We start from the raw sequence: 16,674 nt of genomic DNA on the forward strand, positions 1-16,674 counted from the left end.
TGCATAAAACCAAATAAGCACAAAAGACTACCGTCTCAATCAACAAAACCTCTATTTCAATATTGAAGTAGAGGTTTTTTGCTTTGTACTTTTTTGATGGATTTTTTGACGACCTTTTTGACTAAAATCACCAACGTGCTACATTAAGTCGATCATTATTAAAATCATTTAAAAATAACTATTTAATAAGGAATAACCATGCGCGCGGTTTTTTTAGATAAAGGCACTTTTTCTGATGGCATCGACTTGCCAGCCCCAAACGGCATCAGCGACTACCTCACTTATGATGATACCCCAAAAGATGCTGCTGTTATCGTAGAGCGCTGCAAAGACGCTGACATCATTATCACCAATAAAGTGCAAATCAGCGCTGAAGTGATAAGCAAATTGCCCAAGCTCAAGCTCATTCAACTGACCGCTACTGGTATGAACAACGTCGATCAAGACGCTTGTGTTGAGCACCATGTGGCGCTTTATAATGTCGCAGGTTATGCAGTCAAAAGCGTGCCCGAACATACCTTTATGCTCATGCTCAACGCCATGCGCGCGGGTATTTATTATCATCAAAAAGTCGCTGATGGCACATGGCAAGCAAACGGTAATTTTTGCCTACTGGATATTCCGCTAATAGATTTGGAAAATAAAACACTAGGTATTATTGGCGTTGGCACTATTGGCAAACGCGTGACCGACATTGCGCGCGCTTTTGGAATGACTGTATTATGGGCGGAGCAGCAAGGGCGCGCACCGCGCAATGACGACTATACTGCGTTTGACGACGTACTGGCACAGTCTGATGTACTGAGCTTGCATTGCCCATTAAACGAGAAAACTCAGCACCTGATTAATGCAGATACTTTAGCAAAAATGGTCAAACAGCCGCTCATCGTCAATGTCGCTCGTGGCGGTATTGTCGATAGCCAAGCGCTGACTGATGCCATTAACAATGAGCAAATCATCGGCTACGCCAGCGACGTTTTTGAACAAGAGCCAATCACCGCTGACGACCCTTTATTGACCATTGCCAAGCATCCCCGCGTTATATTTAGCCCGCATAATGCGTGGGGCAGCAAAAGTGCACAACAAACCTTGTGGCAGATCTTAAGCAAACAAGTTACTGACTTTATTAATAGCCATTAAAAAACGACTGTAACCAAGCGACCTTAACGACTAAAACGTAACCAATCATCTTTTATTTTGCGATGTTTGAGCATGATGCGGTCGCTTAGATAGTTGTTTGTCACCCGCCAAGGATATATATCGCCTTGCTTGGGTAGCTCATGTTGAGCGCGCTTGACATATCCTGACGATAGCGCGCCCATCACTGTATCTGTCTGCGTAAGCGCTTTGGCATCTTTAGTCTGTGCTTGTGGCAATACCACTTGATAGCGATGCTGATGCATATAGCCCAGCAGTCGCATCACATACTGACACGCCAAATCGATTTTTAGCGTCCATGAGGCGTTGGTATAACCAAACAGTGCCACCATGTTTGGCAACTCTTCAATCATGACCGCTTTATAAGTCATGCGCGAACCAATATCTATCGCCTGCCCGTCAATATATACTTTGGCACCGCCGAGCATTTGTAGCTTTAATCCTGTCGCTGTGACGATGATATCAGCATCGAGATGCTTGCCAGAATCAAGCATAATGCCTGTCTTGGTAAAATGGCTGATTTGATCGGTGACGACGCTGGCGCGTTTGCCATGCAATGCTTTGAATAAATCACTGTCTGGCACCGCACATATTCGCTGATCCCAAGGATTATAGTCCGGTACAAAATGCGCCACATCGATACCGCTACCCTTTAGCTCTGTTTTGACACCGCGTTTTAATAACGCTTTCATAAACTTGGGTGCCAATATAGCCGCTCGATAAGTACCTTGCTGAATCAATACATTACGAGTACGCAGCAGCGTATAAGCCTGCTCTTTCGACAACGGTGAAAATTTGCCTGCTAGCCAATCAAGCGTATAATCATCGCCCGGTACACTTGCCACATACGTGGGAGAACGCTGTAACATAGTGACGTGACGCGCGCATTGCCCACCTTTTTCATCCACCAAAGCTGGCAGCAATGTCATCGCTGTGGCACCGCTACCGATAATAACTACCTTCTTATCGTCATAATCCACATTTTGCCAATGCTGCGGATGGATGATTTCACCTTGAAAATCTGCTTCTTTATTAAAAGAAGGACGATAACCTTGCTCATAATCGTAGTAACCCGTGGCGCCAACGACGAACTTTGCTGTTACCGTAAACACCTCACCGCTGGCATGATTTTTTACCATCGCCGTCCATTGTTGATGGCTACTTGACCAAGACAGCTGCTGCACCTCGTGCTGATAGCGAATATGTTCGCTGATACCAAACTCACGCGCCGTATCAGCAATATAGTTTTTAATATCACCGCCTTTTGCCAAAATCCTGTGATTTAGCCATGGTCTGAAACTGTAGCCAAACGTCAAGGCATCAGAGTCAGAGCGGATGCCTGGATAGGTGAATAAATCCCATGTACCACCCAAATCTGCTCGTTTTTCTAACACCAAAAATCGCTGTGCACTTTTCTGCTGTTGCTTTGATGATTTGCGTTTCTGCTTACTTGGATTTTTATGACCAAACAGTCCTTTGTGTTTTTGCTGCTGCAATCGGCACGCCATACCAATACCGGCAATTCCTGCACCGATAATCAGTACTTCATAATCCACTGGTGTGTCTGAGAGTGCCGATTGAGGTTTGAAGCGTTTCTTAACTGCCTGTTTGGCTGCCGTCATATCAAGCATAATACGTTCCTTGTTTTTGCATGATGGGTTTAAAAAATTTGACATAAATTCATTTAAAAAGGGCTTGGGCTTTCCCAATCCATCCACGCACCAAGCGTAGGATGCTTGAGACGCAATTGCTGAGCATGGAGATTAAGCCTTGGCGCAATCGCTAAAGCCATACCTTCTGCATAAATAGGATCGCCAATCATCACATGACCCACATGCACCATATGGACGCGCAGCTGATGACTACGACCGGTGACAGGCTTTAGCATTACGCGCGTGACTGTCTGACCGTTGCATTGCTCATGGCTGATGACTTCATATAAAGTTAAGGCATGCTTTGACCAGCTAGGATCGACGATATGGCGCGGTTTCGTCTCTGGCTCATAGCGCACTGGTACGGATATCTCACCCTTTGCGCCGACACGCTCCCACTCTCCAAAGACGCGTGCCTGATATTTTTTTTGTGGCAAACGTTCAATGAATTGCTTACTAATATGGGTTTGCGCGGCAGCATTTTTAGCAAAAATGAGCAGCCCTGAGGTATCCATATCCAGACGATGAATCAGCTTGACTGCGGGATTGGCACGCTCAAGTCTTGCCAGTAAACTGACCTTGAGCGTTTTGCCATCGACACTCAACAGACCTACAGGCTTATCAACCACCCAAATATCATCATCTTCGTAGACAGTAATCTGTTGCGCAAATGCTTGAAAAAACTCAATCGGATAGGCGTTTTCTTGAGCATTGAGGGCGTTGACTTCTTCAGCAGTAAAAGGCATAAAAATGGGCACTTATATAAATGGGCTTGAATGATTAATGAGCTTGCATATGAAAGCTGTCTTAAGTGGTAGATATTAGAGTATAGATATAGTGTTATAAACCGCTTATTTTTGAACAAAAGACACAGACAGGATTATCAAGTGACAGATAAAACCATGCCTGTGTCGTTATGTGTCGATTTATTGTGCTAATCGTAATTGTTAAACAATTTAACCAGCCTGCATCTGTTAACCCTGAGCAAACATGTTAATATAATGGCACATTTTAACCACTTCTAAACGCTTCTTTGGTCACCCATCATTCTATTATGCAACAAATATATTAGTTGATGGATGGCGATAGAAATAATAAAACAAGAGAGATAAATTATGTCAGACCTTATTTTACATACTACCGATGCCGACTTTGACAAAGACGTATTGCAATCAGATGTGCCAGTATTGGTAGACTTCTGGGCAGCATGGTGTGGTCCTTGTAAAGCAATCGCCCCTATTTTAGAAGATCTAGCCACTGAGTACCAAGGCAAAGTTAAAATCGTCAAAGTTGATGTGGATAGCAACCCACAAGCTGCCAGCCGTTTTGGTATCCGTAATATCCCAACGCTATTTGTCTTTAAAGATGGCGAAAAAGTTGACTCAGTGATGGGTCTACAGCCAAAAGCTGAATTGGCAAAAGTGTTAGACAAGCATCTCTAAATCGAGACTTGCTCGTTTTGCATAAGCATTCTAAAGAGACAGCATCACCGTCGAAAAAGTCATTATCTAACGTAGATAGTGGCTTTTTTGCTTGTTTTTTATGCAAAAAACTCAATTAGACGACTTTTTTGGCAAAATTTATTGACAATACTATTGTGAAGACCGTATAGTCTGCTGACAACAGAAAACTAACGGTTTTCCTAACTGTCTTATCGCTATTCTCCTCGTGTTTATCAACAAAAACACAATCGTCGTTATAAACACCATTGCTGAACGAAATGACTAAACACAATTACTGATATTGAGTTTTTGACGCAGACTCTTATGTAGACTTCTTTATCCTTATTTCTTATTACCTTGCATAAACGATTGCAATTCGTATATAAGCTGACACGTAATATCCAAACTACATAAATCCAGCTCTGTGCACGCACCCTCTATCACCATACTATCGTTGTTTTAATCACTGTCGTGACTTGTGCTGCTAATGGCATCTCTCATCTGATCAATTGCTAATGACCTATCTATGAATCTTACTGAATTAAAGAAAAAATCAATCGCTGAGCTATTGGCTATCGCCAAAGAAATGGGTCTTGATAATATGGCGCGTAGCCGTAAACAAGACATCATCTTTGCTATCCTAAAAACCCATGCGCGGAACGGTGAAGCCATTTATGGTGACGGCGTACTTGAGGTTCTTCCGGATGGTTTTGGCTTTTTACGCTCATCAGAAGGCTCATACTTAGCCGGTCCTGATGACATTTACGTCAGCCCTAGCCAAATTCGTCGCTTTAGTCTGAAGACGGGTGACAGTATCGCTGGTACGATTCGTCCACCAAAAGATTCTGAACGTTATTTTGCGTTATTAAAAGTTGGCGAAATCAACTTTGATACCCCAGATCGCTCACGTCATAAGCTTATCTTTGAAAACCTGACACCCCTATTCCCAACTGAGCATTTGAAACTCGAGCTTGGTAACGGTACCACTGAAGATTTGACGGGTCGTATCATCGATCTAATCGCGCCGATTGGTAAAGGTCAGCGCTCTATCATCGTCGCACCGCCAAAAGCGGGTAAAACGATGCTGCTACAGACCATCGCGCAGTCGATCACTCGTAATAACCCTGAATGCTATCTCATCGTCCTATTAATTGATGAGCGTCCAGAAGAAGTCACCGAAATGGTACGTACGGTACGCGGTGAAGTGGTTGCCTCTACCTTTGATGAGCCGCCACAGCGTCATGTACAAGTCGCTGAAATGGTTATCGAAAAAGCCAAACGTTTGGTCGAGCACAAACAAGACGTGGTTATTTTACTGGATTCAATTACTCGTTTGGCGCGTGCTTATAACACAGTTATTCCGTCGTCAGGTAAAGTGTTGACTGGTGGTCTAGACGCCAATGCGTTAGAGCGCCCAAAACGCTTCTTCGGTGCTGCGCGCAATGTCGAAGAAGGTGGCAGTTTGACCATTATTGCCAGTGCCCTTATCGATACGGGTAGTAAAATGGACAGCGTTATCTTTGAAGAATTCAAAGGTACTGGTAACCAAGAGATTACCCTTGAGCGCGATCTGGCTGAAAAACGTGTCTTCCCTGCGATTAATATCAAAAAATCTGGTACACGCCGTGAAGAGCGTCTGCTTGATGAAGATAAACTGCGCAAGGTTTGGATTTTACGCAAGCTATTACAGCCGATGGATGGCGTACAAGCCACTGAGTTCTTGTTGGATCGCTTAAAAGAAGCGAAAACCAATGATGAATTCTTTGAGCAGATGAAACGTAAATCACAGAACTAATGATAGATCCGTGCTGTTTTGCCATACTCAATAGATAAGTAACTTAAGTAGAAAAGACCGCACTCGTGCGGTCTTTTCGTTTTGTATTCATTTTTTATATATTCAGGCATGTCCTGAATTTAAAAATGGCAATAAAAATGAGAACAGACCTTAATACCTCACTATTAAACGCCAAAAGTACTATTTTTAAAAACAGTTAGCTTACTATCAATACAAATACAATAACCCTAAGCAAAACCCCTACCAACGATACAGTGGAGAAACATCCTTTACAGGTTATTTGCAAAGCTTAGCGCTTTTACTACGCCTAGAAATTATTATATGGGTTAGTATAGAGCCAGTATAGATATACTCTGCTATCACGTGTTGATAGCAGTATAATTTTCGAGATATTTAACATCCTTGATGTAATCCTTACTAATGCAGACCTTTGTATGTCTTGCGGTAGCACAATAGATTATTCTAAGATACTTGCCCAAATATTTTAATACAGCTTACTATCGGTATTAAAATTAGTGGTAATAAAAATATCGTATTTTGATTTTGATAAACTAACTTGATAACCTAACAGGTGATACTATGAAATTTGCTAAAACTATCGCAATGACTGCCCTTACTAGCTCTGCCCTTATCATGGGTGGCTGTGCAACTAACGGATACAATAGTGGCTTGAGCAATACCGCCAAAGGTGCTGCTGCCGGCGCTGCTGCTGGTGCACTTATTAGAAGTGGCGGCGATAGCAAAGACATCGCTCGTGGCGCACTTGGTGGTGCTGCAGTAGGTGGCGCTGGTGCTTACATTCTTAACAACAGCAGATAATCGGTAAATGATTATTTGGTGCTATCAAGACCGTTTTTAATCATTTCAACTGTGTGTATTTTAAATCTATTGAATATGTCTAAAACGCTCTAAAACACAAAAAGCCTGCAATCGATATTGCAGGCTTTTTTGTTTCTAACTCATGAGTTGAAAGTAAATCCGCTTATCATGATATCCAATACACTTATAGCGCGCCGCTAAAAGTATCACAAGACTGCACGTTGCCACTTTCCAAACCACGAGTGAACCACTGAACACGCTGCTGACTGGTGCCATGAGTGAAATTATCAGGTACGACTGCTCCACCGCTAGCGCGCGCTAAACGATCATCACCGATTTGACCAGCGGCATTGATGGCCTCATCGATATCACCTGCCTCCAAAAACTGTACACGCTCTTGGTTGCGTTGTGCCCAAACCCCAGCAAAACAATCAGCCTGCAGTTCTTGTAGTACTGATAGCTTATTGGCTTGTGCACGAGTGACTTGACGGCTGGCTTCATTAACTTGCTGGCTGATGCCTAACAACGTCTGTACGTGGTGACCAACTTCATGCGCAATAACATAAGCTTGTGCAAAATCACCCGCTTTACCTTGATTATCTTGGTCGCCAGAGCCTTGCTTATCACCCGTGATACCGAGATTTTGGCGCATTTCTACAAAGAAAGATTTGTCTAAATAGACAGTCTGATCGCCTGGGCAATAAAACGGGCCCGTCGCGGAGCTAGCACTGCCGCAGGCTGAGCTAACTTGACCATTGAAGAGAATCAATGATGGCTCCTGATAGGTACTGCCTGCTTCTTTGAATATCTGATGCCAAACTTCTTCAGTATCAGCCAAGACTACTTTGACAAACTGCGTATCTCGATCGTTACTTGTCGCAGGTTCGGTAGCGGCACTGCTATTGCCACCGCCTGCTACTACTTGACCCGTCTGTAAAGCGGTCATTGGATTTACCCCAAATACCAGCCATAAAATGCCAGCAATAATAATACCACCGATACCACCGCCTATCATTTTGCCGCCACCACTACTGGTGCGCACATTGGAACTGCCGCGTCTACCTTGCCATTTCATTGTTTCATTCCTCAAATATACGATATATATTGCTACTCGTATTGATGATTTTTTATATAGTGTAATTTTGACTCAATTCTTTATTTTTTTGATCAAATCCGATTTCTGATACGTAAGTAGTGCCAAAGTATTTTTGATAAACGCTACTTTACTAGGCTCTTGATATTGCACTAATCAAGACATTTAATGACTATTAAACCCCTAATAGATACAATAGATGTTTAAAAAGCATAGTAGAAATCAAGACATCGAAAAAGTCATCAAAATAGGTTGATGTCATTGATTATACGTCTATTAATTTGGCTCGTTGTATTAAAAATTATAACGAATAAGTGATGTAAAACACTATTTACAATTTTATTGTTACTTAATTGTACAGCCTATTTCTATTTATATAGAAATCCTATAGAATGCGTGAAAGCTGAGTAGCTGTAACTAAGACTAGTTGAATTCTGAGAAATCTCAGCTTTCAACCTTTTTTGCTGCTACTGATCATTTCATTTTCCCGGAGAAAACCTTATGAACTTAAAATTACTTGCTCTAGCTGGTATCATGACTGCAACTATGGGCCTTACTGCCTGTGACAGCAACAAAGAAAACGCTGCTGAAGATTTATCTGACGCACAAGAAGAAGTGCAAGATGCATCAGAAGAGCTAAACGAAGCTGCTGCTGAAGGCGAAGTAACTGCTGATGCTGACGCTGCTGTTGCTGAAGCTGAAGCTGACATCGCTGATGCTCAAGTTGCTACTGCTACTGACGAAATCGATGCTGAAGTACCTGTAGACGGTACTACTACTAGCGTTGACGTAGCTAGCGAAACTCCAGCTGTAGACGCAGCTGACGAAGTTGTAGTTATTGAAGAACCAGCTCAGTAATTTTATCGTTTATATGATAGAAATACTGTAGTAAAAAAAAGAGAGCCTAAGCTCTCTTTTTTTGTGCGTGTCATTTGCAATCGTTCATGGTTATTCATAGCTAAATATGATATTTAATGGCGCTTTCAAATGTAGATCAACCATCTCACATTAATAATAAAGCGTAACTTTAACAACCATCATGAAGTCATGATATATTTATATGTTCAGTTTCATATCATTGATAGTTACTGCTACTCGTCAAATAGACGCTCATCAACTTGTTGACGGAATTTTTGCCCTGTTTTGAAAGTCACCACACGGCGTGCTGATACGGCGACTGGCTCCCCTGTCTTAGGGTTGCGACCTGGACGGCTATTTTTATCTTTAAGCTCGAAGTTGCCAAAGCCTGAAAGCTTGACCTCTTTGCCATCAATTAAACTCTCTGACAATTCATCAAAGAAATTCTCTACCAAACAGCGGCCTTCTTGGCGTGTTAGGTCAAGATGACTCATCAAATGCTCAATCATGTCAGATTTGGTTAAGGTGCTCACAGTACGACTCCTATGCTATGTCGTGATGTCGAATATCATGGTTTAGCGGTATGAGGGTTAATGCTAGCTATTATAAAGGTTTTCTAACCTCTTTTTAACAAAGACTGCTTTAAAATCCTTTATTAATAACCACTTAACTATTTTTATGAAAAAAATTTATAAAATTATAATTCTTATAAATAGCAATGCCCTATAGCCTCTTGAAGAGTGAGGCTACAGAGCATGTCTATGATAAGAGTTATGTGTTAGCTGTCACGCAACTTTGCAGCATGTTGCTCAGTTAGTGCTTGTACCACTTTGTCAGTCGCGGTTTTGATGGCGTCATCAGATAGCGTTTGTGCATTGTCTTGCCATATTAGCGCAAAAGCTAATGAGCGCTGACCAGCTGGCACTTTGTCGCCTTGATACACATCAAACAGCCACAGATCAGCCAATAGCTCACCAGCTGCCGCGCGTATCGTCGACTCTAATGTCTGTAAGCTGATCTCACTGTCTACTAAAATGGCAATATCACGGCGTACTTGTGGAAATTTGCTTGGGGTGGTGATGGTATGCTGCTCACGGGCAAGGGTCAGTAATGGCGCAAGTGATAATTGAGCAACCCACGTAGCCGGCAAATCTAACTGCTTAGCCGTGTTAGGATGCAACTGACCAAGCCAACCGACATATTCATCATCAATATAGAGCTTAGCGCTTTGACCCGGATGCAAGAAAGCAAGCTCACTGCGCTCATAGCGAATACGGGCGCTATCCATTTGTGCAGGTAATAACTGCTCAATATCATGCTTAAGATCATAAAAATCTAACGCACGGTTTTGATACGCCTGCTCGTCCCAGACATCGCCAACTGCTACTAACGCAATACTTGGTGTCTGCACCAACTCACTAATACTTTGACCAACAAAGCTAAGCCCTGTTTCAAAGAAACGAACGCGTGGCTGCTGACGATTGAGATTGTACTGCACGCAAGGTAATAAGCTTGATAGCAAAGTACGGCGCATCACGGCTAAGTCACTAGAGATGGGATTGGCCAGTGCCAACACTTCTCCTAGGGCTTTATCATCGAGCAAGGCTTCTATTTTTGCGTCACTAAAGCTAAAGCTAATGGCTTCCATATAGCCATTATCGATTAGCGCCAGCTTCATCTCGTGAGTCAAGTCTGCGGTATCGTCATAATCCATACTGACTTGCAAATGTGGCAACACGCTTGGAATATTGTCATAGCCATAGATACGCGCAATTTCTTCGATGAGGTCTTCTTTAATACTCATGTCAAAGCGATACGATGGCGGCGTGCAAATCAGGCTATCGGCTTGCTGCACTATCTCAAAGCCCAATTGGGTTAAGATACGAACCATCACTGCTGGCTCAATCTCAATACCGATGACATCACGAACTTTAGCAATTGGTAAAGTGATCGGTGCGCGAGCTGGTAAATGCTCACTGCTTTCTGCTTTTACTATTTGTCCGGCTTCCCCACCAGTAACGCTAGTAATCAAATCAACAGCGCGTGCCAGTGCTAGCTCTGGTAACGCAAAGTCTACCCCACGCTCAAAACGTTGTGAGGCATCGGTATGTAACCCAAAACGGCGTGCGCGCGCGGCAATAGCTAACTGACCAAAGAAAGCGCTTTCTACAACAATATTGGTTGTGCTATCAGTCACACTACTACGCTGACCACCCATGATTCCGGCAAGTGCAAGTGCGCCTTTATCATCAGCAATGAGCAATTCATCACCGGTTAAGGTAATGGTTTGCTCGTTCAATAAGACAATCGTTTCTTCAGGCTGTGCCAAACGCACCACGATATCACCAACGATGGTATCAGCATCAAACGCATGTAGCGGCTGACCCAATTCCATCAACACATAGTTGGTCACATCAACCAAAAAGTTGTGCGAGCGTAGTCCTGATTGAACCAGCGCATCTTGCATCCACTTTGGCGTATCGATACTACGATCAATATTGCTGATTGATTGTAGTAAATAGCGTGGGCACGCTTCAATTGCACTAACCGTTACCGCTGGCGTAGCAGTACCAGCAGCGTTTTCATTAGCTGCTACGTTGGCAGGAATATCAGGCAGCTGCATTGGCAAATCATTGATAACTGATATTTCGCGTGCAATACCGCGTACACTAAAACAGTCACCGCGATTTGGCGTGATAGAGATATCTAATATCTGATTGTCTAAACCTAAATACTCACGAATATCCATACCAATCGGTGCATCAGCTGGCAATTCAAGCAGACCATCGATGTCATCGACTAAATCAATTTCAGAAGCGCCGCAAAGCATACCGTTAGAGTCGACACCGCGTAGGTTACCGTTTTTAATTTCAAAACCTGCACCATTATCAGAAGGCAAAATGGCACCAACGGTCGCAACGGGTGCTTTCATACCAACGGTGACATTGGGTGCGCCGCAGACGATTTGTAACGGTTCAGCTGCACCAATATTCACCTGCGTAACGCGCAGTTTATCGGCATCTGGATGTTGCTCAACGCTGATGACTTCACCGACGACCACACCACTGAAGGCACGGGCAACCGCATAGCGATCATCAATCTCAAGTCCTGCCATCGTGAGTTGTTCGGCCAATTGCTCACTAGTATTGTTGGGGTTTACCCATTGACGTAGCCACTGTTCGCTAATTTTCATAAATATCTCAGATCAGAATTTTATAATAAAGGTTTTGGAGTAAAGGTAGAGGTATTATTAAATAATAAAATCTAGCCAAACTGCTTTAAAAAGCGTACGTCATTTTGGAAAAATAAACGCAAATCATCGATGCCGTAATATAACATCGCGAAGCGCTCAATCCCCATTCCAAAAGCAAAGCCAGTATATTTTTCGGCATCAATACCGCAGTTGGTCAGCACCTGTGGGTGTACCATACCGCAGCCCATAACCTCAAGCCATTTACCATTGTCATCGAGGATATCCACTTCAGCTGACGGCTCGGTAAAGGGGAAAAATGACGGGCGGAAACGTACAGTCAGCTCTTTGGCAAAAAATGCTTCCAAGAACTCACTAATCAAGCCTTTTAGCTCGGCAAAAGTGCTCGACTCAGTGACCATTAAACCTTCTAGCTGATGGAACATCGGCGAATGCGTTTGATCCGAGTCATTGCGATAAACGCGACCTGGGCAAATAATGCGAATAGGCGGTTCGTTTTTTTCCATCGTGCGAATCTGCACAGGACTGGTATGCGTACGCAGTAGATAATGCGCATCAAAATAGAAGGTATCGTGCATCGCGCGTGCTGGATGATGCGACGGAATATTAAGCGCCTCAAAGTTATAATAGTCGCTTTCGACTTCAGGACCAGTAGCAACGTTGAAACCTGCTTGTATAAAATACTGCTGCATACGCTGGGTAATCATGGTCACGGGATGCAAATGACCTTTTTGACCACCGCGAGCAGGCAAGGTAATATCAATACTTTCGCTTGCAAGCTTGGCGTTTAATGCCGCGACTTCTAGCTGCTGCTGCTGCGCTGTTAACGCATCTTGAATACGGCTACGGATTTGATGTAACCAGCCGCCGTAGGTTTTTTTATCGTCGCTGCTGAGTTTACCCATCTGCTTTGACCAGCCAGTTAATGGGCTCTTTTTACCGGTCAATTGCACACGCAAATCTTGCAACGCACGCACATCGGTTACTTGTAGAACCAAGGCTTCAGCGGCACTGGCCAACTCATTTAGCTGAGCTTCATTAAGCTCGCTTAGCTCTGTGGACAAGGTCGGTAGCGCCGACAAATCGGTGGTAGCAGCAGGGGTAGTCATAAGATGCATTCTTCCTGATTTAAACGGACTATTAATAATAGTGATTGGTAATTGTAGGGATTTGACCAAATATTGCAAACCATTTACCCAGTCATTCAAAAATAATACCAGTGATATGAATGGCTTGAATATTTAGACGATAATAAAAGCTATCTCAACAAAGCATATTTAGCGTTGGTGCTAAAACAAGGCTGTGACATGAAGTATTAAGATAATGTGATATAAAAAAAGCCACCGACCAGCGGTAGCTTTTATTAATATCATACTATTAATCAATATTATCCCTGTCCATATAGATAACTACTTGTAAATTCTGACTAAACAAGCAGCAACCCTAAAGGAAGGTTAATATTTATGCTAATGCCGCTTTTGCTTTTTCGACCAACGCTGTGAAAGTCGCTGCATCATGCATAGCGATGTCAGCAAGTACGCGACGATCGACAGTGATGTTAGCCAATTTCATGCCATTGATAAAGCGGCTGTAGCTTAAGCCGTTTAAGCGTGCACCAGCATTGATACGTGCAATCCAAAGACGACGGAAAGTACGTTTTTTGTTGCGACGGTCACGATAAGCATATTGACCAGCTTTGGTCACTGCTTGTACCGCTACGCGGTAAACACGTGAACGGGCACCGTAGTAGCCTTTTGCGCGTTTTAGGATTTTTTTGTGACGACGATTCGCCTGTACACCACGTTTTACACGGGCCATAAATTACTCCAAGATTTCTTTAATCATTATTAAACGAATCACGATGCCATCGAATAGTAGACATCGCTATCAGATTGCAAAGTCAGATATTTTTAATCCAGTCGCTATAAATTAAAAAGCGCTTAATTAAAGCTAAATGACGATAGCCTACTAGATGTATGGGCACATGCGACGAACTGCTGCTTCGTCAGACTTGTCCACCATCTTTAGACCGCGCAACTGGCGAATACGCTTAGCTGATTTCTTGGTCAAGATATGGCTTTTGTTTGCTTGCTTACGCTTGAAGCCGTTCGCTGTTTTTTTGAAGCGTTTAGCTGCACCGCTTCTGGTTTTCATCTTAACTTTCATGATGATTTGCCTCTTTGTCTTTGATAGAACCTGGTCGTCAAATAGTACATAACGAATAGTGGCTGTAAAAACACCCACTAAACCTCTATTTGCCTCGAGGTGGGAGGCGGTATTTTAGCAGATAATGCACTGTTTTGCCAAGGAAACTTTTACGCCTCGCCTAGGGCGTGTCCTCAATCTGAACGAAAGCAACCAAATGGACTAAAAACGGTTAGATTTTGCCAAGCTAAGTCAAATAGCTGATTCATATCTCGATATTATTTGCTCTACTTTCCTTGTTTGACGGCAATCTATCTCATTCTTATCATCATTTTTAAAATGAGGACACGCCTTAGTAGGCATGACAGTGGATAATGGGTATGAGCCCATTTATAAAGATTTTAGTCAAAACACTCATAAAACTGCGGATTTACCGCCAAATAGATTGAATGTCAGCTTAAGCTGTGCTTAAGTAGAGACTGAACCTTAGTATAAGCTGAGCGCTAATAATACAAAGTTATTTATAACACTTATCGAGCGCCTATCGTACGATGATGACGCTACCAACCTACACCATGATTAGCAGCACTCATAGCCTGCAATCAATCTAGGAGATAACGTGTCAAAACAAGAATTAGACTTTGATAACGACATATTTGTCTTTGAAACAGTGATGCGTGTGCGTCATATTGAGCTTGATATGGCTCAGTACCTGACGCTCGAATCATTGACGGCATTGCTATGTGAGGCGCGGCAAAGATTTTTTTACTCTAAAGGTATTAAAGAGATCGATGCAGATTATCACGGTTTAATTATCGATGAGTTACAGCTAAGTATTGTTAGCCGCATACGGGCGCGTGAAGAGCTATTATTTGAAGTAGGCGTTGAGCCGTTATACGATAATGGTGGCACTATAGTGATAAAAATTACCCGTATGCATAATGGAGAAACAGTAGCCAAGGCGCGGCAGCATTTTGTCAATTATGACTTTCGCCTCAATAAGTCGATTGCGCTTGATAAAATTATGAAAGAAGCGCTGTACCCACATCTCTACAGGATTTGATATTGAGGACATACCCTAACACCAACCGCTTTTTTATTCAGACCATAAATACAATCCGTTACGATTCACTTATTCCTCTTTCATTTCTATATAAATAAGAAGACAGATATATTATGACTTTACCTGCTTGGCTGGCTGCCATAAAATTTAATGATGATGGTTTGATTCCTGCAATTGCTCAAGATCATAAGTCTGGGCGTATTTTGATGATGGCTTGGATGAATGCCGAAGCACTACAGTTAACCGCGCAAACGCAGACAGCGGTTTATTTTTCGCGCTCACGTGCCAAATTGTGGCATAAGGGCGAGTCATCGGGTCATACTCAGACCGTACATGATATTCGCTTGGACTGTGATGCAGACGTGATTGTCCTTAGTGTCACTCAGGCTGGCGGTATCGCTTGCCATACTGGTCGCGAGTCTTGCTTCTATCAGCGTTTAGATTTGTCGGGCCAAACGCCGGAATGGCAAACCGTCGATAAGGTATTAAAAGACCCTGCTGATATTTATCATTCAAGCGATGCAGCAAAATCCATTCCTAAAAGTAACGAGACGCAGGCTCACGATGTAATCCCTTCAGATGCCAACCACAGTCACAGTCACCATGACAACGACACTACCAATCGCTCTATTTTGCAGCAGCTTGACGGTGTATTGGCAGAGCGTAAACAAGCGGATGCTGATAGCTCGTACGTAGCAAGCTTATACGCAAAGGGTTTAAATAAAATCCTAGAGAAAGTTGGCGAAGAGAGTACTGAAAGTATCATTGCCGCCAAAGATTTTGCCAATTGCGACGAAAATAGCAATAAAGCGCAATACGATGACGCTCGTCATGAGCTCATCTATGAAGTGGCCGATGTCTGGTTTCATACATTAGTAGGACTGGCGTGGTTCGATATTGAGTCGGATGCGGTATTAAATGAGCTAGGTCGACGTTTTGGTCTATCAGGTATCGATGAAAAGGCGGCTCGATAGTTTCTATAAGCTTTACCATTGCCCTGTTTGATTATTGTTGATTTCACCTTTTTGTCACAAGTGCAGGTTATAATATAGCTCTGTTTTACTTCGCATTGTATGCCAAGGCTGTTTATTGAGTATAACGATATTCGATACACCCAAAGTAGGCATACAAAGACTGAAAACCAAGACACAAGGATACCTTTATGGGTAGTTTTTCTATTACGCATTGGCTGATTTTATTGGTGGTAGTGGTGGTCGTATTTGGCACCTCAAAGCTTAGAAATGCTGGCAAAGATTTGGGCGGCGCAGTCAAAGGCTTCAAAGAAGCGGTCAAAGACGAAAATACTGAGCATGCTAAAAAGCATGTGGTGCTCGATCATGATGGCAATGCACACACTGAAGAGCGCCCAACAACCACCAAGGTTGATGACACGCATAATGTATAGCCTCTAGACAGTGACCTTTTAGACAATGACATC

16 protein-coding genes are annotated in these 16,674 nt (G+C 43.0%); 8 read left to right on the forward strand and 8 right to left on the reverse strand.

From position 1 onward, the window contains the following. The first annotated feature begins 198 nt into the window (after positions 1-198). Positions 199-1,140 carry a D-2-hydroxyacid dehydrogenase gene (locus Q6344_13415; GenBank protein ID WLG13575.1) on the forward strand — a complete coding sequence of 314 codons (942 nt, stop codon included), beginning with the start codon at positions 199-201 and terminating at the stop codon, positions 1,138-1,140. A gap of 23 nt (positions 1,141-1,163) precedes the next feature. On the opposite strand, the gene Q6344_13420 is transcribed toward Q6344_13415, so the two are convergent. Further along, on the reverse strand, positions 1,164-2,789 hold the full coding sequence (locus tag Q6344_13420) for an NAD(P)/FAD-dependent oxidoreductase (GenBank protein ID WLG13576.1): 1,626 nt from the start codon (positions 2,787-2,789) through the stop codon (positions 1,164-1,166). A gap of 53 nt (positions 2,790-2,842) precedes the next feature. Beyond that, complete coding sequence (locus Q6344_13425) at positions 2,843-3,556, reverse strand: RluA family pseudouridine synthase (GenBank protein ID WLG13577.1); 714 nt, start codon at positions 3,554-3,556, stop codon at positions 2,843-2,845. A gap of 369 nt (positions 3,557-3,925) precedes the next feature. Between Q6344_13425 and trxA the strand changes: the two genes are divergently transcribed. The 3 genes from trxA to Q6344_13440 all read left to right on the forward strand — a co-directional run bounded on the left by trxA (position 3,926) and on the right by Q6344_13440 (position 6,866). Further along, a complete protein-coding gene (gene trxA / locus Q6344_13430) occupies positions 3,926-4,252 on the forward strand; it encodes a thioredoxin (protein ID WLG13578.1) in 327 nt (108 codons plus the stop codon). A 526-nt stretch (positions 4,253-4,778) separates the two neighbouring features. Further along, complete coding sequence (gene rho, locus Q6344_13435) at positions 4,779-6,047, forward strand: transcription termination factor Rho (protein WLG13579.1); 1,269 nt, start codon at positions 4,779-4,781, stop codon at positions 6,045-6,047. A gap of 579 nt (positions 6,048-6,626) precedes the next feature. Then, positions 6,627-6,866 (forward strand): hypothetical protein, encoded by a 240-nt coding sequence (locus tag Q6344_13440; GenBank protein WLG13580.1) that lies wholly within the window; start codon positions 6,627-6,629, stop codon positions 6,864-6,866. Positions 6,867-7,050: 184 nt separating this feature from the next. Here the strand turns inward: Q6344_13440 and Q6344_13445 are convergent, their stop codons facing one another. Beyond that, positions 7,051-7,941 (reverse strand): neutral zinc metallopeptidase, encoded by an 891-nt coding sequence (locus Q6344_13445; protein WLG13581.1) that lies wholly within the window; start codon positions 7,939-7,941, stop codon positions 7,051-7,053. A 519-nt stretch (positions 7,942-8,460) separates the two neighbouring features. On the opposite strand from Q6344_13445, the gene Q6344_13450 reads away from it, so the two are divergent. Continuing rightward, positions 8,461-8,817: a hypothetical protein gene (locus Q6344_13450; GenBank protein ID WLG13582.1), complete on the forward strand. Its 357-nt coding sequence runs from the start codon at positions 8,461-8,463 to the stop codon at positions 8,815-8,817. 233 nt (positions 8,818-9,050) lie between these two features. Here the strand turns inward: Q6344_13450 and Q6344_13455 are convergent, their stop codons facing one another. From Q6344_13455 to rpmI, 5 genes are all read right to left on the reverse strand, one after another. Then, positions 9,051-9,350: an integration host factor subunit alpha gene (locus tag Q6344_13455; GenBank protein ID WLG13583.1), complete on the reverse strand. Its 300-nt coding sequence runs from the start codon at positions 9,348-9,350 to the stop codon at positions 9,051-9,053. A 245-nt stretch (positions 9,351-9,595) separates the two neighbouring features. Next, complete coding sequence (pheT, locus tag Q6344_13460; protein ID WLG13584.1) at positions 9,596-12,010, reverse strand: phenylalanine--tRNA ligase subunit beta; 2,415 nt, start codon at positions 12,008-12,010, stop codon at positions 9,596-9,598. Between the two features lie 71 nt (positions 12,011-12,081). Beyond that, on the reverse strand, positions 12,082-13,137 hold the full coding sequence (pheS, locus tag Q6344_13465; GenBank protein ID WLG13585.1) for a phenylalanine--tRNA ligase subunit alpha: 1,056 nt from the start codon (positions 13,135-13,137) through the stop codon (positions 12,082-12,084). A gap of 352 nt (positions 13,138-13,489) precedes the next feature. Further along, complete coding sequence (gene rplT / locus Q6344_13470; protein ID WLG13586.1) at positions 13,490-13,846, reverse strand: 50S ribosomal protein L20; 357 nt, start codon at positions 13,844-13,846, stop codon at positions 13,490-13,492. Between the two features lie 150 nt (positions 13,847-13,996). Beyond that, positions 13,997-14,194 carry a 50S ribosomal protein L35 gene (gene rpmI / locus Q6344_13475; GenBank protein WLG13587.1) on the reverse strand — a complete coding sequence of 66 codons (198 nt, stop codon included), beginning with the start codon at positions 14,192-14,194 and terminating at the stop codon, positions 13,997-13,999. Between the two features lie 598 nt (positions 14,195-14,792). On the opposite strand from rpmI, the gene Q6344_13480 reads away from it, so the two are divergent. The 3 genes from Q6344_13480 (at position 14,793) to tatA (ending at position 16,641) form a co-directional block, all read left to right on the forward strand. Beyond that, complete coding sequence (locus tag Q6344_13480; protein ID WLG13588.1) at positions 14,793-15,236, forward strand: thioesterase; 444 nt, start codon at positions 14,793-14,795, stop codon at positions 15,234-15,236. A gap of 113 nt (positions 15,237-15,349) precedes the next feature. Next, positions 15,350-16,210, forward strand: coding sequence for a bifunctional phosphoribosyl-AMP cyclohydrolase/phosphoribosyl-ATP diphosphatase HisIE (gene hisIE / locus Q6344_13485; GenBank protein WLG13589.1), 861 nt, complete (start codon positions 15,350-15,352; stop codon positions 16,208-16,210). Positions 16,211-16,398: 188 nt separating this feature from the next. Further along, entirely contained in the window at positions 16,399-16,641 is a 243-nt protein-coding gene (gene tatA, locus Q6344_13490) for a Sec-independent protein translocase subunit TatA (GenBank protein WLG13590.1), read from the forward strand. Positions 16,642-16,674: the final 33 nt, after the last annotated feature.

Source organism: Psychrobacter cibarius (assembly GCA_030686115.1).
GTDB classification, from domain to species: Bacteria; Pseudomonadota; Gammaproteobacteria; order Pseudomonadales; family Moraxellaceae; genus Psychrobacter; species Psychrobacter cibarius_C.

Bases quoted from the DNA above. Each gene is read 5' to 3' on its own strand.
- Q6344_13415 (WLG13575.1), top strand. From the start codon at position 199: ATGCGCGCGGTTTTTTTAGATAAAGGCACTTTTTCTGATGGCATCGAC.
- Q6344_13420 (WLG13576.1), bottom strand. From the start codon at position 2,789: ATGCTTGATATGACGGCAGCCAAACAGGCAGTTAAGAAACGCTTCAAA.
- Q6344_13425 (WLG13577.1), bottom strand. From the start codon at position 3,556: ATGCCTTTTACTGCTGAAGAAGTCAACGCCCTCAATGCTCAAGAAAAC.
- trxA (WLG13578.1), top strand. From the start codon at position 3,926: ATGTCAGACCTTATTTTACATACTACCGATGCCGACTTTGACAAAGAC.
- rho (WLG13579.1), top strand. From the start codon at position 4,779: ATGAATCTTACTGAATTAAAGAAAAAATCAATCGCTGAGCTATTGGCT.
- Q6344_13440 (WLG13580.1), top strand. From the start codon at position 6,627: ATGAAATTTGCTAAAACTATCGCAATGACTGCCCTTACTAGCTCTGCC.
- Q6344_13445 (WLG13581.1), bottom strand. From the start codon at position 7,941: ATGAAATGGCAAGGTAGACGCGGCAGTTCCAATGTGCGCACCAGTAGT.
- Q6344_13450 (WLG13582.1), top strand. From the start codon at position 8,461: ATGAACTTAAAATTACTTGCTCTAGCTGGTATCATGACTGCAACTATG.
- pheT (WLG13584.1), bottom strand. From the start codon at position 12,010: ATGAAAATTAGCGAACAGTGGCTACGTCAATGGGTAAACCCCAACAAT.
- pheS (WLG13585.1), bottom strand. From the start codon at position 13,137: ATGACTACCCCTGCTGCTACCACCGATTTGTCGGCGCTACCGACCTTG.
- rplT (WLG13586.1), bottom strand. From the start codon at position 13,846: ATGGCCCGTGTAAAACGTGGTGTACAGGCGAATCGTCGTCACAAAAAA.
- rpmI (WLG13587.1), bottom strand. From the start codon at position 14,194: ATGAAAGTTAAGATGAAAACCAGAAGCGGTGCAGCTAAACGCTTCAAA.
- hisIE (WLG13589.1), top strand. From the start codon at position 15,350: ATGACTTTACCTGCTTGGCTGGCTGCCATAAAATTTAATGATGATGGT.
- tatA (WLG13590.1), top strand. From the start codon at position 16,399: ATGGGTAGTTTTTCTATTACGCATTGGCTGATTTTATTGGTGGTAGTG.